16 protein-coding genes are annotated in these 19,260 nt (G+C 48.6%); 11 read left to right on the top strand and 5 right to left on the bottom strand.

Going from position 1 to position 19,260, the window contains the following annotated elements:
* Position 1: 1 nt before the first annotated feature.
* The 9 genes from ACZ5ZV_RS20425 to ACZ5ZV_RS20385 all read left to right on the top strand — a co-directional run bounded on the left by ACZ5ZV_RS20425 (position 2) and on the right by ACZ5ZV_RS20385 (position 10,789).
* The gene (locus ACZ5ZV_RS20425; protein WP_464119113.1) at positions 2–1,159 is read left to right on the top strand and encodes a complex I subunit 1/NuoH family protein; all 1,158 of its coding nucleotides are present in this window, start codon (positions 2–4) and stop codon (positions 1,157–1,159) included.
* Between the two features lie 9 nt (positions 1,160–1,168).
* Entirely contained in the window at positions 1,169–1,705 is a 537-nt protein-coding gene (locus ACZ5ZV_RS20420; RefSeq protein ID WP_464119112.1) for an NADH-quinone oxidoreductase subunit J, read from the top strand.
* A complete protein-coding gene (nuoK, locus tag ACZ5ZV_RS20415; RefSeq protein ID WP_464119110.1) occupies positions 1,695–2,018 on the top strand; it encodes an NADH-quinone oxidoreductase subunit NuoK in 324 nt (107 codons plus the stop codon). The genes ACZ5ZV_RS20420 and nuoK overlap by 11 nt, the downstream gene beginning before the upstream one ends.
* A gap of 28 nt (positions 2,019–2,046) precedes the next feature.
* Complete coding sequence (gene nuoL / locus ACZ5ZV_RS20410) at positions 2,047–3,960, top strand: NADH-quinone oxidoreductase subunit L (RefSeq protein WP_464121438.1); 1,914 nt, start codon at positions 2,047–2,049, stop codon at positions 3,958–3,960.
* Between the two features lie 3 nt (positions 3,961–3,963).
* Positions 3,964–5,517 carry a complex I subunit 4 family protein gene (locus ACZ5ZV_RS20405; protein WP_464119108.1) on the top strand — a complete coding sequence of 518 codons (1,554 nt, stop codon included), beginning with the start codon at positions 3,964–3,966 and terminating at the stop codon, positions 5,515–5,517.
* Positions 5,517–6,977, top strand: coding sequence for an NADH-quinone oxidoreductase subunit N (locus ACZ5ZV_RS20400; protein ID WP_464119106.1), 1,461 nt, complete (start codon positions 5,517–5,519; stop codon positions 6,975–6,977). The genes ACZ5ZV_RS20405 and ACZ5ZV_RS20400 overlap by 1 nt, the downstream gene beginning before the upstream one ends.
* 77 nt (positions 6,978–7,054) lie before the next feature.
* On the top strand, positions 7,055–7,969 hold the full coding sequence (locus tag ACZ5ZV_RS20395) for an AAA family ATPase (RefSeq protein WP_464119104.1): 915 nt from the start codon (positions 7,055–7,057) through the stop codon (positions 7,967–7,969).
* Complete coding sequence (locus ACZ5ZV_RS20390; RefSeq protein ID WP_464119102.1) at positions 7,905–8,849, top strand: DUF58 domain-containing protein; 945 nt, start codon at positions 7,905–7,907, stop codon at positions 8,847–8,849. The genes ACZ5ZV_RS20395 and ACZ5ZV_RS20390 overlap by 65 nt, the downstream gene beginning before the upstream one ends.
* Positions 8,846–10,789, top strand: a complete 1,944-nt coding sequence (locus ACZ5ZV_RS20385; RefSeq protein WP_464119100.1) for a transglutaminase TgpA family protein — start codon at positions 8,846–8,848, stop codon at positions 10,787–10,789. Before ACZ5ZV_RS20390 ends, ACZ5ZV_RS20385 begins: the two co-directional genes overlap by 4 nt.
* On the opposite strand, the gene ACZ5ZV_RS20380 is transcribed toward ACZ5ZV_RS20385, so the two are convergent.
* Positions 10,790–11,992: a patatin-like phospholipase family protein gene (locus tag ACZ5ZV_RS20380; RefSeq protein WP_464119099.1), complete on the bottom strand. Its 1,203-nt coding sequence runs from the start codon at positions 11,990–11,992 to the stop codon at positions 10,790–10,792.
* Between the two features lie 291 nt (positions 11,993–12,283).
* Here ACZ5ZV_RS20380 and ACZ5ZV_RS20375 point away from each other — a divergent pair, with 291 nt between their 5' ends.
* On the top strand, positions 12,284–12,769 hold the full coding sequence (locus tag ACZ5ZV_RS20375; protein ID WP_464119098.1) for a hypothetical protein: 486 nt from the start codon (positions 12,284–12,286) through the stop codon (positions 12,767–12,769).
* Positions 12,770–12,812: 43 nt separating this feature from the next.
* On the opposite strand, the gene ACZ5ZV_RS20370 is transcribed toward ACZ5ZV_RS20375, so the two are convergent.
* From ACZ5ZV_RS20370 to ACZ5ZV_RS20360, 3 genes are read right to left on the bottom strand one after another with little or no spacing between them, the layout of a single operon-like run.
* The gene (locus tag ACZ5ZV_RS20370; RefSeq protein WP_464119097.1) at positions 12,813–13,895 is read right to left on the bottom strand and encodes a PulJ/GspJ family protein; all 1,083 of its coding nucleotides are present in this window, start codon (positions 13,893–13,895) and stop codon (positions 12,813–12,815) included.
* Positions 13,892–14,392: a type II secretion system protein gene (locus ACZ5ZV_RS20365; protein ID WP_464119096.1), complete on the bottom strand. Its 501-nt coding sequence runs from the start codon at positions 14,390–14,392 to the stop codon at positions 13,892–13,894. Before ACZ5ZV_RS20365 ends, ACZ5ZV_RS20370 begins: the two co-directional genes overlap by 4 nt.
* Positions 14,393–16,927: a hypothetical protein gene (locus ACZ5ZV_RS20360; protein ID WP_464119095.1), complete on the bottom strand. Its 2,535-nt coding sequence runs from the start codon at positions 16,925–16,927 to the stop codon at positions 14,393–14,395.
* Positions 16,928–17,107: 180 nt separating this feature from the next.
* On the opposite strand from ACZ5ZV_RS20360, the gene ACZ5ZV_RS20355 reads away from it, so the two are divergent.
* Positions 17,108–18,343, top strand: coding sequence for an ISL3 family transposase (locus ACZ5ZV_RS20355; protein ID WP_464119094.1), 1,236 nt, complete (start codon positions 17,108–17,110; stop codon positions 18,341–18,343).
* Here ACZ5ZV_RS20355 and ACZ5ZV_RS20350 read toward each other — a convergent pair.
* Positions 18,338–19,252: an IS630 family transposase gene (locus ACZ5ZV_RS20350; protein WP_464119093.1), complete on the bottom strand. Its 915-nt coding sequence runs from the start codon at positions 19,250–19,252 to the stop codon at positions 18,338–18,340. The two genes, ACZ5ZV_RS20355 and ACZ5ZV_RS20350, sit on opposite strands and share 6 nt — an antisense overlap.
* Positions 19,253–19,260 lie beyond the last annotated feature (8 nt).

Genomic DNA, 19,260 nt, shown 5'->3' with positions numbered 1-19,260 from the left:
AATGGGAATGGGTAAAGATATTTTCGAAATCACCGTGAATGGCCTGAAGTTGGTCGTCATCTTCCTGATGATGGTTCAGTTGGTGCCGATTCTGGTTTGGCTTGAGCGCCGTGGTTCTGCTTTCATTCAAGACCGTCTGGGTCCGAACCGCGTGGGTCCATTGGGTTTGATGCAGCTTCTGGCTGATGCCGTGAAGTTCCTGACCAAAGAAAACTTCGTTCCTCAGAATGCAAAAACCTTCCTGTACTATGCAGCGCCGGTGTTTGCTTTGATTCCGGGTGCGGTGGCTTTCTCGGCAATTCCAATGTCTTCTCCAATTCAGGTTGGGACCTTTGAAATGTTTGGCTCCACATGGGGTCCTTACACTTTCCTGGTTCAGGGCTACGAAATTGGCGTGGGTATCGTCTTCATCCTGGGTGTCAGCTCCTTGGCTGCTTACACATTGTTGATGGCTGGTTGGGGTTCTGGAAATAAGTACACCCTGATGGGTGCGCTTCGTGCTTCCGCTCAAACGATCTCTTACGAGCTGGCATTGGGTCTTTCCATTGTCGGCGTGATCATGCTTTACGGCACGTTCAATCTGACGGAGATGACACTGGCTCAGCAAGGTCCTTTGACCTTCACGTTCCTGGGTCACACGATCGCGGCGAACTGGCTTCCGAACTGGGGTATCTTCTATCAACCGCTAGGGGCGATTTTGTTCTTCTCTGCGGCGTTCGCAGAATCCAACCGTCTGCCATTCGACTTGGCCGAAGGTGAATCCGAGCTGGTCGGTGGTTTCCATACAGAGTACGGCGGTTTCAAGTTCAACATGTTCTTCATCGGTGAATACGGCCACATGATGATCGCTTCCGGTCTGATGGTTTTGTTCTTCTTTGGTGGTTACACAATCCCATTTGTTTCTGTTGCAGAACTGAATGAGTGGGCCGCAGGTGTTACATCAACAGCAGGCAAGGCAAGTGCTTTGGTGGCGCTGATTCACTTCCTGGTGTTCAACGTGAAATTTGCATTCTTCATGTGGGTCTTCATCTGGGTTCGCTGGACTTTGCCTCGTTTCCGTTACGATCAGTTGATGGATCTGGGCTGGAAGACGATGCTTCCTTGGGCTTTGGCAAACACCATTCTCACAGCCTTTGTGATCTTCATCGCATCTTTGTAAGGAGTTAAAATGACAGCAGATGCATTTCTTTTCTGGTTCTTAGCGTTTGTCACTCTGGCCTCTGGCCTTAGTGTCATTTTGATGTCCAATCCGATCTATTCCGCTTTGTGCCTGGCGATGACAATGGTGGGTATCTCTGCCTTGTTTGTGACCTTGAATGCCTTCTTTATTGCGGGTGTTCAGTTGATCGTTTACGCCGGTGCGGTCATGGTTCTGTTCACGATGGTGATCATGCTCTTTGACTTGAAAAAAGACGTACAGGCCTTCACCAAAGGCAAATTCACTGGGGCGGTTAAAATCGCTTCCGTGGGCTTGTTGGCGGGTCTGGTTGTGGGTGCTATTGCCATGTCCGTCAGCTTGATGGGTGAAAAGACCACCGACAATCCAGTGATGGTCGGCACAGGCATGGAAACAACCAAGGCATTGGGTAACATCCTGTTCACCAAATACATCTTCGGTTTCGAGGCTTTGGGTGTGCTTCTTTTGGTAATCGCAGTTGGTGCAGTTGCATTGGCACGCAGTAAAGGTGGAACACATGAACACTGAGTTCATTACTAATATCGGCCTGACACACTATTTGGTTCTGGCAGCTATGTTGTTCGTTATCGGTATGGCAGGGGTTCTTCTGCGCCGTAACGTAATCGTACTTTTGATGTCTATTGAATTGATGCTGAACTCTGTGAATCTGACGTTCATTGCCTTTAGTAAATACCTGGGCATTCTGGATGGTCATATCATGGTCTTCTTTGTTATGACGATTGCTGCTGCCGAGGCAGCGGTGGGTCTGGCGCTGGCAGTATCCATCTTTAAACGATTCAACGAAGTGAACATTCGCTTCTTTGAGCACTTGAAAGGATAGGGGATAAGCTGTGAATCATTCTCTATTAATGGCAATCCTGATTCTGGCTCCTTTCGTTGGTTTCCTGATCAACGGTGCCAGATATAAAAAACACTCCGGAAATGTGGCTGGTTCCATCGCAACAGTAGCGGTGGCGATCTCCTTTATTTCTGCGATTCTTTTGGTTGTAGACCTCGTCTCCATGCCGGCTGAAGCCCGTCGTATTGCGGTGAGCTTCTTTGAATGGATGGCGATTGATAAATTCAAGGTCAACGCTGGCTTTGTAGTCGATCAAATCAGCGCCATCATGATCCTTGTGATCACGGGTGTTGGTACTTTGATCCACCTGTTCTCTATCGGCTACATGCACCACGATAAGGGTGTGGCGAAGTACTTCGCTTACCTGAATCTGTTCATCTTCAACATGTTGTTGCTTGTCCTGGGCGACAGCTTGCTGGTGATGTTCGTTGGTTGGGAAGGTGTCGGTCTTTGCTCTTATCTGTTGATCGGTTTCTGGTTCACGGACAAGGAAAAGGCAGCTGCCGGTATGAAGGCCTTCATCACCAATCGTATCGGGGATGCGGCGTTCTTGTTGGGTATGTTCGTTCTGTTCATTACTTTCGGAACATTGAATTTCTCTGAACTGAATGCCTTGGCTCCGACAGTGGTTGAGTCCTCTTGGTTGGGGGCCGTGACTTTGGGGACTTTGTTCCTGTTCATCGGTGCGACCGGTAAATCTGCACAGATTCCATTGTACGTTTGGCTTCCAGACGCGATGGCCGGTCCAACACCGGTTTCTGCGTTGATCCACGCGGCGACGATGGTGACTGCCGGCGTATACATGATTGTTCGTCTGAATCCGCTCTTCATCATGGCTCCGAACACGATGATGGTTATTGCGATCATCGGTGCGGCGACGGCTGTGTTTGCGGCGACTATCGGTATCACACAAAATGATATCAAGAAGGTTTTGGCTTATTCGACCGTATCCCAGCTGGGTTATATGTTCCTGGCAGTGGGTGTGGGGGCCTTCGGGGCAGCGATGTTCCACTTGATGACTCACGCCTTCTTTAAAGCTTTGATGTTCCTGGGTTCTGGTTCTGTGATTCACGGAATGCATGAAGAACAAGACATCAGAAAAATGGGCGGCCTGAAAAAGTACATGCCAATCACGCACATCACATTTGTGATGGGTTGGCTGGCAATCATCGGAACTCCACTGTTCTCTGGTTTCTTCTCTAAAGATGAGATCCTGGCTTATGCATTCCATTCTCCAATGGGTTCTCCAATCCTTTGGGCGGCGGGTGTTGTGGGTGCCACTTTGACGGCATTCTATATGACTCGTTTGATGGCTTTGACATTCTGGGGTAAGAGCCGTGTTTCCCCTGACGTTCACCCGCATGAGTCTTCCGCGATCATGACAATTCCTTTGATCATCCTGTCGATCCTTTCTGTATTTGCCGGCTGGATCGGGGTTCCGCATGTTATCGGTGAGCACTTGGGTCACATGCCAAACTTCTGGGAGCACTGGTTGCACCCAATGATTTCTCCGATCCCTGGTTGGACTGCATTTGATGCAACGACTGAATGGATCTTGATGGGCTGTTCAGTGGGCCTTGCGACAGTTTCTGCCATCGTGGCTTATCAGTTCTACGTGAAGTCTCCAGAGACTCCGAAGAAGATCGCTGAAAGCATCAAGCCTGTGTATAACCTTGTGAATAACAAATACTTTGTGGACGAGGCGTACTTCGGCGGAATCATTAATCCTTTGGTAAACCTCAGTAAGAACACTTGGTATTATATCGATGTAAACTTCATCGATAAAATGACCTTCTGGGCAGGCGATCTTGTGCGTGGCATGGGATCCTTTGCACGCTCTGTTCAAACTGGAAATATGCAGCAGTACGCGATGTACATTGGCATCGGCGTGGTTGTAGCCCTTTCATTTGTGATCATGAGGTAATGTATGATCCTAAGTAGCATTGTTTTCCTACCTCTTTTATTCGCACTTCTGATCGCGATCTGGCCAAAGGCGAATACCATTCGCCACTTGGCTTTGGGCTTTTCTTTGATTGAGTTCCTGGTCAGCCTTTCCATCTTCAAGCACTTCGACGCTTCGGCGACAGGCCTGCAGTTGGTGGAAAAGTTCATGTGGATTGAACGCTTCGGTATTCAATACTTCATGGGGATTGACGGGATTTCGTTGTGGCTGGTTCTTCTGACCACGTTCCTGACCCCGATCATCATTCTGGCTAGCTGGACATCCATCACAGAACGCGTAAAAGGCTTCCACGTTTGTTTGTTCATCCTGCAAACAGCCATGCTGGGCACGTTCCTGGCGATGGATGCGGTCTTCTTCTATGTGTTCTGGGAGCTTTCTCTGGTTCCGATGTACTTCATGGTCGGTATCTGGGGTGGCGCTCGTCGTATCTATGCAACAGTAAAGTTCTTCATCTATACGATGGCAGGCTCTGTTCTGATGCTGGTGGCGATCATCTATATGATGTATCTGACTCAGGAAGCGACCGGCCAGATGAGCGCAAGCCTTCTGGACTTCTACAAGCTTCAAATCCCGTTTGTAGGCGGGACTTTCTTCAGTCTGCAGACGCTTTTGTTCTTCGCCTTTGCTCTGGCCTTTGCAATCAAGGTTCCGGCGTTCCCGGTTCACACTTGGTTGCCTGATGCCCACGTTGAAGCTCCGACCCCAGGGTCTGTGATCCTGGCGGGTGTGATGCTGAAAATGGGTACTTACGGTTTCATGCGCTGGGTGATTCCTTTGTTCCCCGAGGCTTCTGAATACTGGGCTTGGTTGTTCATGTTGATCGGTACTGTGGGCATCATTTACGGTGCTTTGGTGGCGATGGTTCAGCCGGACGTGAAAAAGCTGGTCGCTTATTCCTCAGTATCCCACATGGGTTATATCCTGCTGGGTCTGTTCACATTTAACGCCTACGGCATGGGTGGCGGTCTGTATCAGATGCTGAATCACGGTATTTCCACCGGTGCGCTGTTCATCCTGATTGGTATGATCTACGAAAGAACGCATTCTCGTGAAATCTCAAAGTACGGCGGTTTGGCCGGCGTATTGCCGATCTTCACGATCTTCTTCTTTATCATCACGCTTTCTTCCATCGCGGTTCCAATGACGAATGGCTTCGTGGGTGAATTCTTCATCCTTCTTGGAACTTATCAGGCGCATCCGGTGTTTGCTTACTTCGCGATATCCGGTGTGGTTCTTGGGGCGGTTTACATGTTGTGGATGTTTAAACGCGTCTTCTTCGGTGAACAAGGGGAGCTTGTTAAGGATGAACACCATCCTCTGCATGACCTGAATGCCCGTGAAATCGCAGTTTTGGTTCCAATGGTAATCATGGTGTTCTGGATGGGTCTGTTCCCGAATCATTTCCTGAACTATTCCAAAGCCAGCATCGACTACCTTGTGAACAACAGAAGTAACTATAATCTGACGATTGTTCAGCCCGGCGCCGTTGAAGTGAGTCACGCGCAAGGAGAAAACTAATGAATATCAATATCGGTCTTAGCGACATTCTTCTGATCTCTCCGATGATCGCTTTGTTCTTGGCAAGTTTGTTGCCAATCACCACGAAGGTTCTTCGTGGAAACCGCGAACAACATTCATTGATCACGCTATCTCAGGCGTTGATCGGGATTGTGGTGGCCGTGGTTCTTCTGGTCGTTTTTGGCGGCGCTGATAAAACGGCCTTCAACAACGGTCTGATCTTTGATGGTGTGACTCAGTGGATGGGTATTATCTCTTTGGCAGGCGCGGGTGCCGCCATGGTGATGATGTATGAAAATCCGGCGACAAAAGGAAAGCAGTTCTCTGAACTGATCTTCCTGGCGATGAGTTCCGCGATTGGGATGCTGATCCTGGTTTCTGCTGTCGACCTACTGATGGTCTTCATCGGTCTGGAAATGATGTCTTTGGCCTTGTACCTGATGATCGCAATGAGCCACGAAGAAAAGCTTTCCAAGGAAGCAGCACTGAAATACTTCATCCTGGGTTCTTTTGCTTCGGCTTTGTTCCTGTACGGTGTGGCCTTCATCTTCGGCTCCACGGGTGGTACAAACATCCTGAGCTTCATGGAAAATGCAGCTGAGCTTGTTCAAACAAGCCGTCTATTCCTGTTTGGTGTGACTTTCGTGATCCTGGGCTTCTGCTTCAAGGTTTCGATTGCTCCATTCCACGCTTGGACTCCGGACGTTTACCAAGGTGCTCCGACTCCGCACACGGCTTTCATGGCGACTGCGGTGAAGACGGTGTCCTTCGCGGCTTTCTTGAGAATCATTGCGACGAAGTCTTTGACGGGTTCAGATCAGTTGTTTGACATCCTTCAATGGCTGGCAGTTATCACGATGATCGTGGGGAATACGGCGGCGATTCTTCAGAACAACTTCAAACGTATGATTGCTTACTCCTCTGTGGCACACTCTGGTTATCTTCTGGTGGGTGTTATCACGGCGGGCGTCAGTGACAATGGTGCGTTTGGGGCCTCTGGTGTGATCTTCTATCTGCTAGCTTACGGTCTGATGACGTTGGGAGCTTTCGCTATTGCGAGCATGATTGAAAAGTCTGAAAACCACATCGTAAACGTGGATGACCTTGCTGGTTTTGCGAAACAAAGACCGATGCTGGCTCTGTGCCTGACGGTGTTCCTGCTGTCTTTGGCAGGTATTCCACCAACACTGGGCTTCTTTGGTAAATTCTATCTGTTCAACGCAGCTATTGGTGAAGGTTTGTTGTGGTTGGCGGTATGGGGTGTATTGAACTCTGTCATCGGTGTTTACTACTACCTGCGCCCGATTGTTGTGATGTACATGAAAGAGGGTGAAGCCGAGATCGCGGGTCATTCTTTGAATGCCACAACCGTGACTGCAGTGGTTATGGCTGTTGCCATTATCTTGATGGGCTTTGTATCTGGTCCCATCTTCTCTGCCGTAGAAAAAAGCCTTTTGTAGGACTTTTGACCTGAAAGAAACTTCATTCTAAGCCCCGGTGATGCCGGGGCTTTTTTTTGCCTTTATTCTATCCACCTATGAATAAAAAGTTTCATGAACTTATCTCTGAAGCGTCCAAAGTTGTTCTGGATAAAAACGTGGAAATTCGTCTGGCGATGACCTGTCTGTTGGCAGGTGGACATCTGCTGATTGAGGACCTGCCAGGCGTTGGTAAAACCACTTTGGTGCAAGTTCTTGGAAAGTTGACGGGGTTAAAAACCCGTCGCATTCAATTCACAATTGATCTGCTTCCGGCTGATGTGATCGGTGGACAGGTGTTTCATCCTCAAGAGCAAAAATTTGTCTTTCACCCGGGTCCATTGTTTTCACAAATGGTGATGGCCGATGAACTGAATCGCGCCAGCCCTCGCACACAAAGTGCGCTGTTACAGGCTATGGAGGAAGGTGAAGTCTCTGTAGATGGAACTAACTGGCCTTTGCCAAAACCATTCTATGTTATTGCCACCCAGAATCCTCATCAACAGACGGGAACATTCCCACTTCCAGAAAGTCAGTTGGATCGTTTCCTGATGAGCTTGCAATTGCATCATGCCTCAAAAGAAACTGAAGTGCGTCTGTTGCAAGGAGAAGATCCTCGGGGAATGTTAAGCAAGATCCAATCTCTTTTTATTGAAGGGGAGATTGAACAGGCCCTGCACCAGGTGCAGGTCGTGAAAGTGGCTCCAGTGGTGGCGACTTACATTGCGGATATTCTGGAAAGGTCACGTCGAGCTGGTTTTGAAGGGGCTCCGTTGTCCACGCGGGCGGGTCTGGCCCTGGTTCGCGCAGCAAAAGCGTGGGCCTTTTTAGAGGGCCGAGACTATGTTCGTCCCGATGATGTGCAACAGGTTCTAGTACCCGTGCTAGGACACAGACTGGGAGGCAACCATGGCATCAAACGAGGTCGTGAGTGGGCAGTCAACCTTCAAAAGGCCACTGCTGTTCCTGTCTAAAAGGAAAAACAGAACATACATCATGCCTTCGCGTTTTGGTGTCGCCTTTGGGGCGATGGCGCTGATCTTGTTCTTTCTGGCTGTGGGTTATGCGAACAACCTGATTTATATCTTTGTGTTCTTCCTGATCTCTGTTGCTGTAACAGGAATGCTCTTAACGAACAAGAACATGGATGTTGTGCGTGTCGAAGGAATGGAAAGCCCCGAGCTTTTTGCCGGGGAAGAAGGACTTGTGCGCCTTGATCTTGAAAACAGCTCGGACATAACAGCCTGGGAAGTCGAAGCTGTCTTTGCCCGAAGCCAAGAAGTCACAACGAAAGTATCGTTGGCGCCGAAGTCTTATGAAAGTCTTTCGCTGAAATTTAAACCGACCCACCGGGGCTATGTCAGTTTGCCCAGGGTCACTCTGCAAAGTGCGTATCCGTTTGGACTTTTGCGGGCGTGGAAGTATGCGTTTTTTGAAGAAAAGATCTTGGTCTTTCCACAACGAAAAGGAGATGTGGAATTTCCTGTGGACTCCGTGTCCGGTGAAGGGGTGCGGCTGGCTGGATTGTTCCGGGATCACAGAGCCTTTCAAAGTGCCGATCCTTTAAGTCGTATTGACTGGCGTGCCAGTGCTCGTCGTCAGGAGTTGCTGGTAAAAAACTATGAAGAACCGGAAAAACCAGCGTTGCACTTTTCCTGGGATCAAACGGCGCATCTGGAAGATGATGAAAGCCGGATTTCACAGCTATGTCTGTGGATCGATCAGGCAGCAAAACGGGGCTATGCTTACTCGTTGAAACTAGGGTCACAAGAGCTGGGAAAAAACTCGGGGGTCTCCCATCGCAATGAATGTCTGAAAGCCCTGGCTCTTCTTCGGGTTGGGAGTTTGACATGAGCGAAAGAAGATTCTTCTCCCAGAAAGCCCTGGCTTTTTCTTTTGTGACCGCCATGGTGATGGTCGGTATGGAAGTGTCGCCGTGGATTGCCCTTTTTTCGGCCGGTCTTTTGATCTGGAAGTGGGGTGTGGAGAACCTGGACTGGAAGCCACTGTCCAAGAAAGTAACGGGCTTTTTAAGTATCGCTTTGCTTGTGCAGATTCTTTTGCAGTTCCGTACTTTTATTGGACAAGAGCCTTCTTATACTTTCTTGTTGGGACTTTCAGGTTTGCGCGTGATGGACTATCGCAATGAACGCGACCACCGCTTCCTGGTTCTTTTGGGTTTTGTTCTTGTATCTGTAAAAGCTCTTTTCAGTTTGGACATCTACTGGATTGTTCCCTCGGCGCTGGCCTTTGCAGGGTTGTGGTACTCCCTTCTTCCGCAGGAACTTCCACATAAAGGAAAAGTTCTTTTGAAGGTTTTTGCCCTATCGGTTCCGGGGGCGGTGATTCTGTTCTTTGCTTTTCCCCGCGTGGTACTTCCGTGGGCGATGTCGCGCGGAAGCAACACAGGACAAATTGGGTTTAGTGAGGAACTAAACCCCGGAAATGTAGCCGAACTTGCCGGTGTTTCCACAATGGTCTTTAGAGCCAAGCTTTCAGACACGGGAATAAAGAGCGGCGAGAATCTTTATTGGAGAGGTTCGGTTTTACCACTTTCTCGCGGCTTAAGTTGGCGACCGGGGGCTCTGGGACTGCGTTCGCCGGAGAATAAAAAAGAGGATGCCCAGGAAAGCTACTATGAGATTGCACTGGAGCCCCATTCTAACACATATCTTTTTGTTTTGGATGGAACCCGCGATGTGCAGTTGGAGCAGGGTCGCACAACTGCTTTGAACGGCGGCGTTTATCGCAGCACACGACCGATTATGACCACCACCGTTTATCGCGGCACCTGGAGCGAGGGCAGCAAAGACACTTTGGTTCCTGATGATGACGAGTATTTACAAGCTCCGCCCCTGCGTGGACAGGTGTTGGAGTGGGTGGAGCAGACCAAGAAAAGGTCCCCGGAAATTGAAGGCCGTCTTCAGGCTTTGCAGGACCTTTTTGCTAAGAATGATTTTACCTACAGTCTGAGTCCGGGCGTGTATGGTGGGCCGAATGATTTGGAAGCGTTCTTGTTTTATCGAAAACGCGGTTTCTGTGAACACTTTGCCGGAGCTTACGCCACATTGGCGAGGTCTTTGGGGATCGCCTCTCGGGTGGTCGTTGGTTATCAAGGTGGACGTTACAATCCTGTGGGTGATTTTTGGCGGGTGACTCAAAGAGATGCTCACGCCTGGGTTGAAATATTCCATCAGGGAAGTTGGCAGCGGGTGGACCCGACGAGCTGGGTGGCTCCGTTGCGTTTGGTGATCGGAGCGGAAGACTTCTTCAGTTTGTCTGAAGAGGATCAGAAAGTCTTTGCACGCAATGTACAGTGGAGGCCGTCCAAAGATGCGGGTATCACCCTGTGGGATCGCGCGGAGTTTTTAATGGACGATCTGAATTATCGGTGGACTTACTTCTTGGTGGACTTCGACAGAAGTTCTCAACAGAGCTTTTGGCAGTCCCTGGCGGATATGAAGGCACAGCTGATCCTGGGGCTGTTGTTCGTCGGAGTTCTTGGAGTTTTGCTTTTCCGTAGTCTTTTCAGGACAAAAGACTTGGTGAGCGAGGAGCGAGTTTTACTTCTGGAGGTGCAGAAGTGGGCTGAAAAAAGAAGTCTGTTCCAGGAAACCGGCGAAACCCCACTACAGTATCTGCAGAGACTGGCGGTAAAAAGCCCACCTCAGCGGGAGGTTCTTCAGGATATTGGCCAGTTCATTGATCACAAGGCCTATGCCGGCACCCAGCCAAAGACCTCAGTTCGGGATCTGCTGACCCAGTGGAAAAGAGCCATCGAAAAAAGCGGGTAGCTATTTGAAATCGTACTGGCGAAGGGCATTGATTCCGGATTTGAAACCGATGCGCACAATGCGCGCCAAGATATCCGGATTCAAGCTGAAGTGATCCACAAAGAACATCTCATAGTTCTGCGGGCGTGGAGCCACGTAGATGTAATCTACTTCCGGGCGATAGTTCACACGATTGCGAATGATTTCAAGGATTTTGTCCCTGTGCTCGGGTGGCAAGTTCTGTTGTTTGAAGTAACCATCCACAGCATTGTAGATTCCGCGGATGTCGTTTTTGTACTGAATGTGGCGTGCAATCTTTTGTTGGACCACCTGATACAAGGCCTGATTGGCGATCAGGGGGATGCCGTAGTCGTGCAAAGAGCCCATCTCTTTGGTGTAGTGATAGGGCTGAATGGAGTAAGAGGAAATGACTAAATCAGCTCCATAGTCTGCAGCCACATGGGTGGACAGAGTGTCACGGATCTCACCGTCATAATAGTGGATCTCTTTTCCGTCGGGGCGCTTGATTCCGTAAGGGGCAAACACCGGAGGCAAAGCCGTGGAGCAAGCCACCGCGTCACTGATCGTGGCGTAGTTAATGTACTTGGTGGTCTCGGTTTTAAAAGATTCCGGGAAGTTCCCGAAGATGGCCTTGCGGGTGTGGTTCAGTTGAGTTCCGATGATAAAGAGCTCAACTCCCAAACGGGCAAAGTCATTATCGACCAGGACTTCTTTGCGAAGATAGTTTTCGATGCCTTTGGTCGAAAACAGGCCGTTCAGTTTCAGGCCGTTTTTCAAAAGTGATTCAAAGCCTCCGGTCACCAGGGCTTTTTCCATCAACGAACGTGGGATGAACTTCAAAAGACTTCCCGAATTCAGGTTGAACAGGCTGCGATAGGAAATCGGTTTTAGATAGCGAAGATCTGATTTTTCAAAAGTGGGCTCAGATCCGGAACCGACTTGGAATGCATTGATCAGAGACTCCACTGGATAGCCAGCCGCCAAGACTGAAGCTACGAAAGCCCCCGCACTGGAACCGACATAAAGACGGATCGTCATCGGGTCGTTATCCCCGAAGTTCTGACGCACCATCTCTTTGGTTCCGCCGGCAAATTTGAATCCCTTTTCTTGAAGGGCCAAGCAAACCCCAATGTGGAAGGCGGCGGCTTTAATGCCTCCTCCGCTTAAAACTAGGGCCACTTTCTTTTTATCTCTAATACGCATACAACTTTTTAAATTATCGGACCTTCGGGCAAAACTCGCAAAGAATTCTTTTAAACGATGAAAAATCCATGACTTAGGGATGCGTATTCAGACTTTGGTCTAGTGAATAGGCAATGGCTAGCCAGATCAAAGTCCTGAATTTAGTTGAATTTGAACAAGTGTTCACACAAAATTTGACAGGCTTAAGTCCTGTGATAACGTTGACTACGCAAGCTGAGTAAGGGGACCACCTCTCCCAAAGGCGAGCTACTGAAGCTTCGGCGCCACCGAAGTAGAAAGTATGAGGAAATAATGAACGTCGAGACCTATGGTTCTTGGTTACCGCTAACGGACTACTCCACTAAGTACAAAATTAGTGTGAGTACCCTCCGCCGAAGGATCAAGGCTGACGACATTAAGTTCCGCTTTGAAGACGGCAAGTACTTCATCATGGACGAACCGATGGGTACCCATCAACGAGTACATCGCCCCTCCCAAGAAAGCGACCTTGCTTTGGTGGGTGCTCATCAAGGAATGATGAAAGGTTATGAAATGGCCACTTCAAAGGACGAAGTAAAGACCGCTGACCTGACCGATAAGATGGTGAAAGTGAATAAAGACGAACCCATCTTAACGGCCGCTAACAAACTGCTCAACGAGCTTAAGAAGGCCTACACCCAGATCCTTCAGGAAAAAGAGGAACAGATCCTTCACCTGAGAGAAGAAGTGACGGACTTAAAAACGCTGGTTCGAGTGTTGGAATCCGAAAACGACCGTCTAAAAGGGTTTAAACAATAAAAAAAGGGCTGAGTAATCAGCCCTTTTTCTTTTTCAACGGATCTCACTGTTGACAGCTGAGGGGTCGTTTGATGCTCAGGTTCTGCGAATAAACCGTTCTTTGCCTCATGATTTGGGTCTTCAGTTCACCCACGGTCTGGGATTGATTCCTTTTCAATAAACTTTCTGATGCATTCAGATTCAATGTGAACATCACTGTGTTGATACAAGCCATATTGGAAAGACTTAGCATCTCGGGCAGGAAGCTGGCTGGCTCTACCCGGATCCCGGCTCGGGTCGCCATGTAACCGACCCGGAAGGACTCAATCGTAAAGTCGACATGGGGGTTCTGCAGTAAAACGGTTTCTTCTCGGGTATTTTCATCAAATCGGATCAGACTGCGATCCGACTTACGCAGGCAAAGAGAGTACGTGCGGGATGAGTACACCTCAGAACCGGTAATAAAGACGGCCGTTTTGGAAGTGATCGCACTACCGCTGATATTCGTCGGATTCTTTAGGATGGCTGAAGCATACTTGAAAGTAACCGGCGCACCAAAAGAGTCGACTTTGGGAAGGTCATCATAGGGATCCAGATTGGTAGATAGACTCATTCTTTTGGATACCACCGTGTATCGACGAAGGTAGCGTCTATCGGCATCCACAAGAACCACTTCGACTGGCATCTTGGTCGCTGTGAACATCGAAGCCTCTGTTTCATCCGCCGTCAGGCGCAGTTCATGGGAAGCTCCGGTTTTATTGGAGTCAGCCATTTCTGACCAGGCGCGAAGCACTCGTTCAGATCTCTGCTTACGATCCAAAGTTGTATAACGAATCACAGAGGCGCCATTATCATTCAGGCAAACCGACGGCTCCATCCCGGGAGAGAGGGACGTCAAGCCGAAATACTCCACCGAACTGCTGTTGCTCAGATTTTCAACCGGGTCCATGCGAATCACGTTGCGAATATCGCCTTCGATTGTTCTGAGGGCCATGGACATTTCCAGCTGACCGGCGGACCAGGTCTCCATATTCTTCTGTTCAGAAAAAAAGTTATGGATCAGATAGGTGACAATGCCGATCACCATCGTTGAGATGCTGACAGCCAATAGAAGCTCCATGACGGAGAAGCCGGAACTCTTTTTCATCTTTTAAACAAGGTGACTTGGTTTTGAATCAACTGTCCCCCTGTCCCGTTTGGATAGCCACGCACGTAAATATTAACCTTCTTTAAGCTGTTGGAGTACTTCGGCAACTTCAGGCTGGAAGAGCTAAAATCCGCCTGAATACTGGCGGCGGGCTCCACTTCCCAGATGACTTGGATAGTGTTATTTCCAGGTAAAGCCACCCCGCATGCCGGCGGAGATCCGCTGACGTTGCTTTGATCTTTGAAATTGATCTGAAAGTCGTAAGTTCGCACGATGCAGTTGCCTGGCAAGGGAATGTCATCAACAGAGGCCCCTTTTAGTTCAATTGCATTGTTTGTCAGGACCTCTTTGAAGACTATGGAGCGATCAATGCCGGATTTATGTGTTCTGTTGGAAAGGGTCAATTGCATAAGAACGGTCAGGCTGATCAAGGAAATTGCCACAGCCCCCAGGACTTCGATGAGTGTCATACCCAAGTTGTTCAATTGAGGTTTCATCTAATTCCGTGTCTCCAGGATTGGTTGATCGACTCCGATGATGGATCCGAGATTTCGGTAATCAACAGGTGGGTCGGTATGTACGAAGATATAGCGACCGTTGTTAACACTGGGTTGTGTTTCAAGGACTCCACCAATGTAGTAACCGGCTTCGCGGGATTTAAAGTTTGAAGGGATGCAGGCGGATCCCGCAGGGACGTCCTGGTAATAGTATCCGGTGTCCCACTGAACATTTTTGTGCTCAAGGGAAAGGGGTGCTCCTCCGTTGGAACGCGTGTCAGCTAGGATACGCGAAGGAGTGTTCAGATCTTTCTTGCCCGAAGGAACAAAGGAATCAAAGTTTGTATACATGCGAATGCCTGAATAGACGACGTCAGATTCTTCACGACCTGCCATACCCGAGGCTCTTTGCAGGTCAAAAACCGCGGGATAATAAGCCCTTGGCATACGAGAGGTGTCACCATTGAAGTAATTGGAACTCAAGGGCGGAATGGGCGAATTTGCATTCGACACATACGTCGGGATTTTTGCGGTAACATTGAGTTTGTGGGGTGGAATTTCTTCCAGTGTATATCCGGCCATGCTAACCATGCACATATTGGATGGATACTGATGGGCACTGGAGTCAGGCCCGCTCCATAAGCCGCGCAAAACAAATGGCGTGGCAGTATTGGTGTTCGCGTTGGTGATCAGACTGACACTATCAATCTTATAGGTGCGGTACCCATAGCGGAATCCGTCATTTTCCTGGCGGATGTAATCAGTATAGTTGTGCAGAACAGGTTGAATTTTTCCACCCACAACGGGCCAATAAGTGCTCATGTAAGTGGGGGAGGCGGGCACATACTGCGGACTTAGAAGATGAACGCGCTCAGGCGACAGCATGACCATCGGAATGGGTTCGCGTCCACTTCCGCTGGCATCGCTATTAAAGACAATCTCGCGCAAACGACCAGGATCTGAACTTAAGGGCGAAGTCGTATCCTGCTGATAGCCCCTCAAAGCCAGCGTGTCCTCGCTGATAATCCATAACGAGAAATTTTTTCTGGCGGGATTGGTGGGCAGAACACCCGACATCAAACCCTGGGCTGTGGTTTGGCGAATTTCAGTTGGAACTTTTGTGTAAATTACACGACGAAGTAAGCGCTCTTTCAGGCTGGCATTGGTCAGCTGGGCGACATTGAAGTTATTTAAAGTGAGTGTATTCAAATCGATGTTGGAAACTTGCTCGCAGGCAGTGTTCCCAGTGGCATAGCGCTTCAGGTAGGAGGCATCCCAGATCGGGCAATCCGTGTAAGGGTTGGTAGGGCTATCGATGACACGACCGCATTGGCGCGCGTCCTCTTCCAGTGCCTCCATGTTATCCCAATTCAGCTTCGGAGAGGGAATCTCTTCAGCATCAGCGGTGAAGAGCGTGCCCTCCAGTCCGGCGTCCCTTCTCCAGGACTTAAAGCCTTTGGGAAAGTGTTCAGAGTTAGAACAGACTTTTTTGGTTGCGTCTGCGTCGACTTTTGAAATGCAGGTAGCATCCAGACGAACACCAAAATTATTGTCGCCACCCCAGCCATAATAAAAAATCGAGTAGCGATCAACATCATTGAAATAGGTGCCGTTATCAGTGGCCTCCCAGGACTTCAGCGGGGGAGTTCCACCAAATAGAGCAATCGGGTAGATTTCGCTGCGAATAGAAGTCTTCGTGAGCGGCCCGGCTGTTGTATCGATGACCTGCTGTTTAAGAGTCATGGCCTTGTTAAAGTCGCGAGTAATGATGGTGGAGCCTCCGCCAAACTGGCTATGATGTGTGGCCGGTGTTCCGATGGCGTTGGCAAAAGGAGCTAATAAGGTTTCAATATTGCTTGGGTGCGGATTGGGTTTAGGTACAGAGTACTGAATATACTGCATGCCCCCGCCAAATTGAATGCGATCGCCTTGAATGATGGTACCGTATTCGCCAGGCCAAATACTTGGGGACCCGTTCCAGTCCATCATTCCGTTGGGGCGATTGATGTTGCCGCCAAACTGTATTGGACCTTTAGTGTAAATCCGACGATCACGAGCGATTAAAGCGGTCGGGAAGTTGGCGTTGTAAAGACGTCGCAAAGTCAAAGGATCATCCGATCCCGAGAATAACAAGTAGTCAGACACATCCAGAACCTTGATGCGCTTGATGTAAACGGCCTTCAAATCTCGGTAATGACCTTCAGAAACCAGCTCGTAGTTTTTGGTGGTGAAGTTGTATTTGGCAGTCACATTCCAAGTCATGCCGCCATCTAATTTTCCTTCGACACTGAAGGATTCAGATTTCAGACAGTTGTTGTCAGGAGGTGGCTCCCACAGGCGACGCGCCAGCGCGGATTCCATCACCGCAAAGGCCGAAGTGGTGACTTCGTTGAGCAAAACTTGATCGTGATCCTTGGTTTTGTATTCGTAGTTTCTTTTTTGGATATCTGCAGAGTTTAGCACAAAGACGACGCCTATGGCACACAGGACGGTGACGAACAACAGGGTGCTTTGACCATTATAGTGAAACCTCATGGAACAATTTTAGATCGTTCGCTATATACAAACAAGTTAAAAGTCGGATTCGGACCTCAGACTAAGGTAGAGGATGTGTCCGTCTCGGATTGAAACAAAAAAAGGGGTATTCCGACTTTATTGTGGGACGCAGAGCGTAGTTGGTTGAGTTTTGCCTAAGTTTTAGGCTTTTATTCTCGGATGAAAAACTCATCTGATTTGCACCAACACTATAGCTTGTTATTGGGCCTTGTCCCACCGTGGACTGTCATTAATGTTGATTTGAGAATGCAAGAACGTCTTGTCGAGATTGATGTTCAGTGGCCGTCGGATCACGAAGTGGAATGTCCTGAGTGTCAACGCTCATGCAAGATAAAAGATCATCGTGAAGAACGGCGATGGCGTCATCTGGACACGATGCAGTTTCAAACTGTCATTAAATCAAGGGTGCCAAGATCCGAGTGTCCAGATCATGGAGTAAAAACCATCAGTGTGCCTTGGGCTGGGCCGAGTTCTCGGTTCACACTGTTGTTTGAACGCTTTGCAATTGATGTTATGATCGCAGCCAAGAGCATTAAAGAAGCTGCAAAGTTATTGGGGCTATCATGGGATCAAGTTCACCACATCCAATCCCGCGCAGTTGAGCGTGGTCTTGCGCATCGAAATCTTGATAAAATCAAAAATGTTGGTATTGATGAGAAAAGTTTTTTGAAGGGCCACAAGTACGCATTACTGATGGTGGACATCGACGGCAAACGAATTTTGGACGTCGTTGAGGGAAGGACACTTGAGTCGGCAAATCAACTCTGGTCAAGGATTCCGGAGGAGGTCCGTACTGGCGTTGATGCTGTGGCGATGGACATGTGGGATGCATTTATAACCTCTGCTAAGACAAATGCTCCACAGGCCAACATCGTTCACGACAAGTTCCACATCTCAAAGTACTTGAATGAAGCTGTCGATAAAGTACGTCGTGCAGAACATAGGGACCTTATGAGAGATGGCGACGAAACGTTGAAGGGGGCCAAGTATCTGTTTTTAAAAAACCCTGCAAACATGAGCGACAATGAAAAAGAAAAGTTCAAGAACCTTCGCATGAACAACCTGAAGGCAGGTCGAGCGTGGTCCCTCAAAGAACAGTTTTCTGATTTTTGGAATTACTCATATAAGGCGTCGGCAGAAAAGTTCTTCAAGCAGTGGTACTGGTGGGCTACGCACTCACGGCTAAAGCCTATGGTCGATGTCGCAAAGCTCATGAAACGACACTTGAATAACATCCTGACCTATCTGCGACATCAAATCACAAATGCTATGATGGAGGGGTTTAATTCGAAAATCCAATCAATTAAGGCTAATGCGCGAGGATTTAGAAACTTTGCCAACTACCGAATAGCAATCCTATTTTACTGCGGAAGACTCAATCTCTACCCTCTATAGACACAATAAAGTCGGAAGAACCCCATTTTTCAAAGTGTTCCACGCCAACTCATCTGGATTTAACTCTGGAGAATACGGCGGCAGATAAAACAACTCTAGCTTTCCCTTAGTGGAAGATACAAACTCCTTTGCTTTCTTTGATCTGTGTGCTGGATAGCCATCGACTATTAAAAAGATTTTCTTCTTCGACCCAGTCATCAGTCTCTTTAAAAATTCCACAAAAACAGCTGCACCGATTGACCCTTCTACAACCATAAATCGAAAATCCCCTCGGGGGTTCACGGCTGAAATCATATTCACAGAAAATCTGGCGCCAGTTGCCTCGACAACGGGAGTTTCGCCCTTGGGTGCCCATGTTGTTCCGCTATGGTAATCACTCCTGACACCAGCCTCATCAGCAAAATAAATGTCTGCTTTCTCGTTCTTGGCGCGAGCTTTAATCTTCTGGAATACTTTTTTAAGCCAGTTGTTTACCTGCTGTGAGTTCTGTTGCCAGGCTTTGAATATGGGGCGCTGGCAGGTTAACCCCAACTGCTTCAGAAGTCGGCTTACAGAGGATAGGCCCAGTTTTATTCCAAATTTATCTCGAATAATTTTCTGGATCATTTCCCGTGTCCAGAGAGCAAATTCAAACCTAAATTGGAGAGGAGTCTTTTGTACAATCGTGTCGTAGATCCACTTCATCTGCTTGCCGTTGATTTTTGGCGGACGCCCACTGATTTTCTTTGCTTTTAATCCATCCATTCCATGTTCACGGTATTGGGCCAACCAATTATAAACTGTTGATCGAGACAAACCTAATACTCGCCTCACTTCTTCAGGGCTAACACCACTTTGAATCTGCTTAACCCCACGAATACGAAGCGCTTCCAATGTCTTGTGATCTAATTTCCTAGCATCTTGTCGCATGATAAGAA

The sequence above is a fragment of the Bdellovibrio sp. HAGR004 genome (assembly GCF_055397015.1).
This window is presented reverse-complemented; position numbering and strand designations above follow the sequence as displayed.

Excerpts from the sequence above, each read along its gene's own strand:
- ACZ5ZV_RS20395 (WP_464119104.1), top strand. The coding sequence starts at position 7,055 with ATGAATAAAAAGTTTCATGAACTTATCTCTGAAGCGTCCAAAGTTGTT.
- ACZ5ZV_RS20355 (WP_464119094.1), top strand. The coding sequence starts at position 17,108 with ATGAAAAACTCATCTGATTTGCACCAACACTATAGCTTGTTATTGGGC.
- nuoL (WP_464121438.1), top strand. The coding sequence starts at position 2,047 with ATGGCAATCCTGATTCTGGCTCCTTTCGTTGGTTTCCTGATCAACGGT.
- ACZ5ZV_RS20420 (WP_464119112.1), top strand. The coding sequence starts at position 1,169 with ATGACAGCAGATGCATTTCTTTTCTGGTTCTTAGCGTTTGTCACTCTG.
- ACZ5ZV_RS20380 (WP_464119099.1), bottom strand. The coding sequence starts at position 11,992 with ATGCGTATTAGAGATAAAAAGAAAGTGGCCCTAGTTTTAAGCGGAGGA.
- ACZ5ZV_RS20385 (WP_464119100.1), top strand. The coding sequence starts at position 8,846 with ATGAGCGAAAGAAGATTCTTCTCCCAGAAAGCCCTGGCTTTTTCTTTT.
- ACZ5ZV_RS20375 (WP_464119098.1), top strand. The coding sequence starts at position 12,284 with ATGAACGTCGAGACCTATGGTTCTTGGTTACCGCTAACGGACTACTCC.
- nuoK (WP_464119110.1), top strand. The coding sequence starts at position 1,695 with ATGAACACTGAGTTCATTACTAATATCGGCCTGACACACTATTTGGTT.
- ACZ5ZV_RS20425 (WP_464119113.1), top strand. The coding sequence starts at position 2 with ATGGGAATGGGTAAAGATATTTTCGAAATCACCGTGAATGGCCTGAAG.
- ACZ5ZV_RS20350 (WP_464119093.1), bottom strand. The coding sequence starts at position 19,252 with ATGCGACAAGATGCTAGGAAATTAGATCACAAGACATTGGAAGCGCTT.
- ACZ5ZV_RS20405 (WP_464119108.1), top strand. The coding sequence starts at position 3,964 with ATGATCCTAAGTAGCATTGTTTTCCTACCTCTTTTATTCGCACTTCTG.
- ACZ5ZV_RS20360 (WP_464119095.1), bottom strand. The coding sequence starts at position 16,927 with ATGAGGTTTCACTATAATGGTCAAAGCACCCTGTTGTTCGTCACCGTC.
- ACZ5ZV_RS20365 (WP_464119096.1), bottom strand. The coding sequence starts at position 14,392 with ATGAAACCTCAATTGAACAACTTGGGTATGACACTCATCGAAGTCCTG.
- ACZ5ZV_RS20390 (WP_464119102.1), top strand. The coding sequence starts at position 7,905 with ATGGCATCAAACGAGGTCGTGAGTGGGCAGTCAACCTTCAAAAGGCCA.
- ACZ5ZV_RS20400 (WP_464119106.1), top strand. The coding sequence starts at position 5,517 with ATGAATATCAATATCGGTCTTAGCGACATTCTTCTGATCTCTCCGATG.
- ACZ5ZV_RS20370 (WP_464119097.1), bottom strand. The coding sequence starts at position 13,895 with ATGAAAAAGAGTTCCGGCTTCTCCGTCATGGAGCTTCTATTGGCTGTC.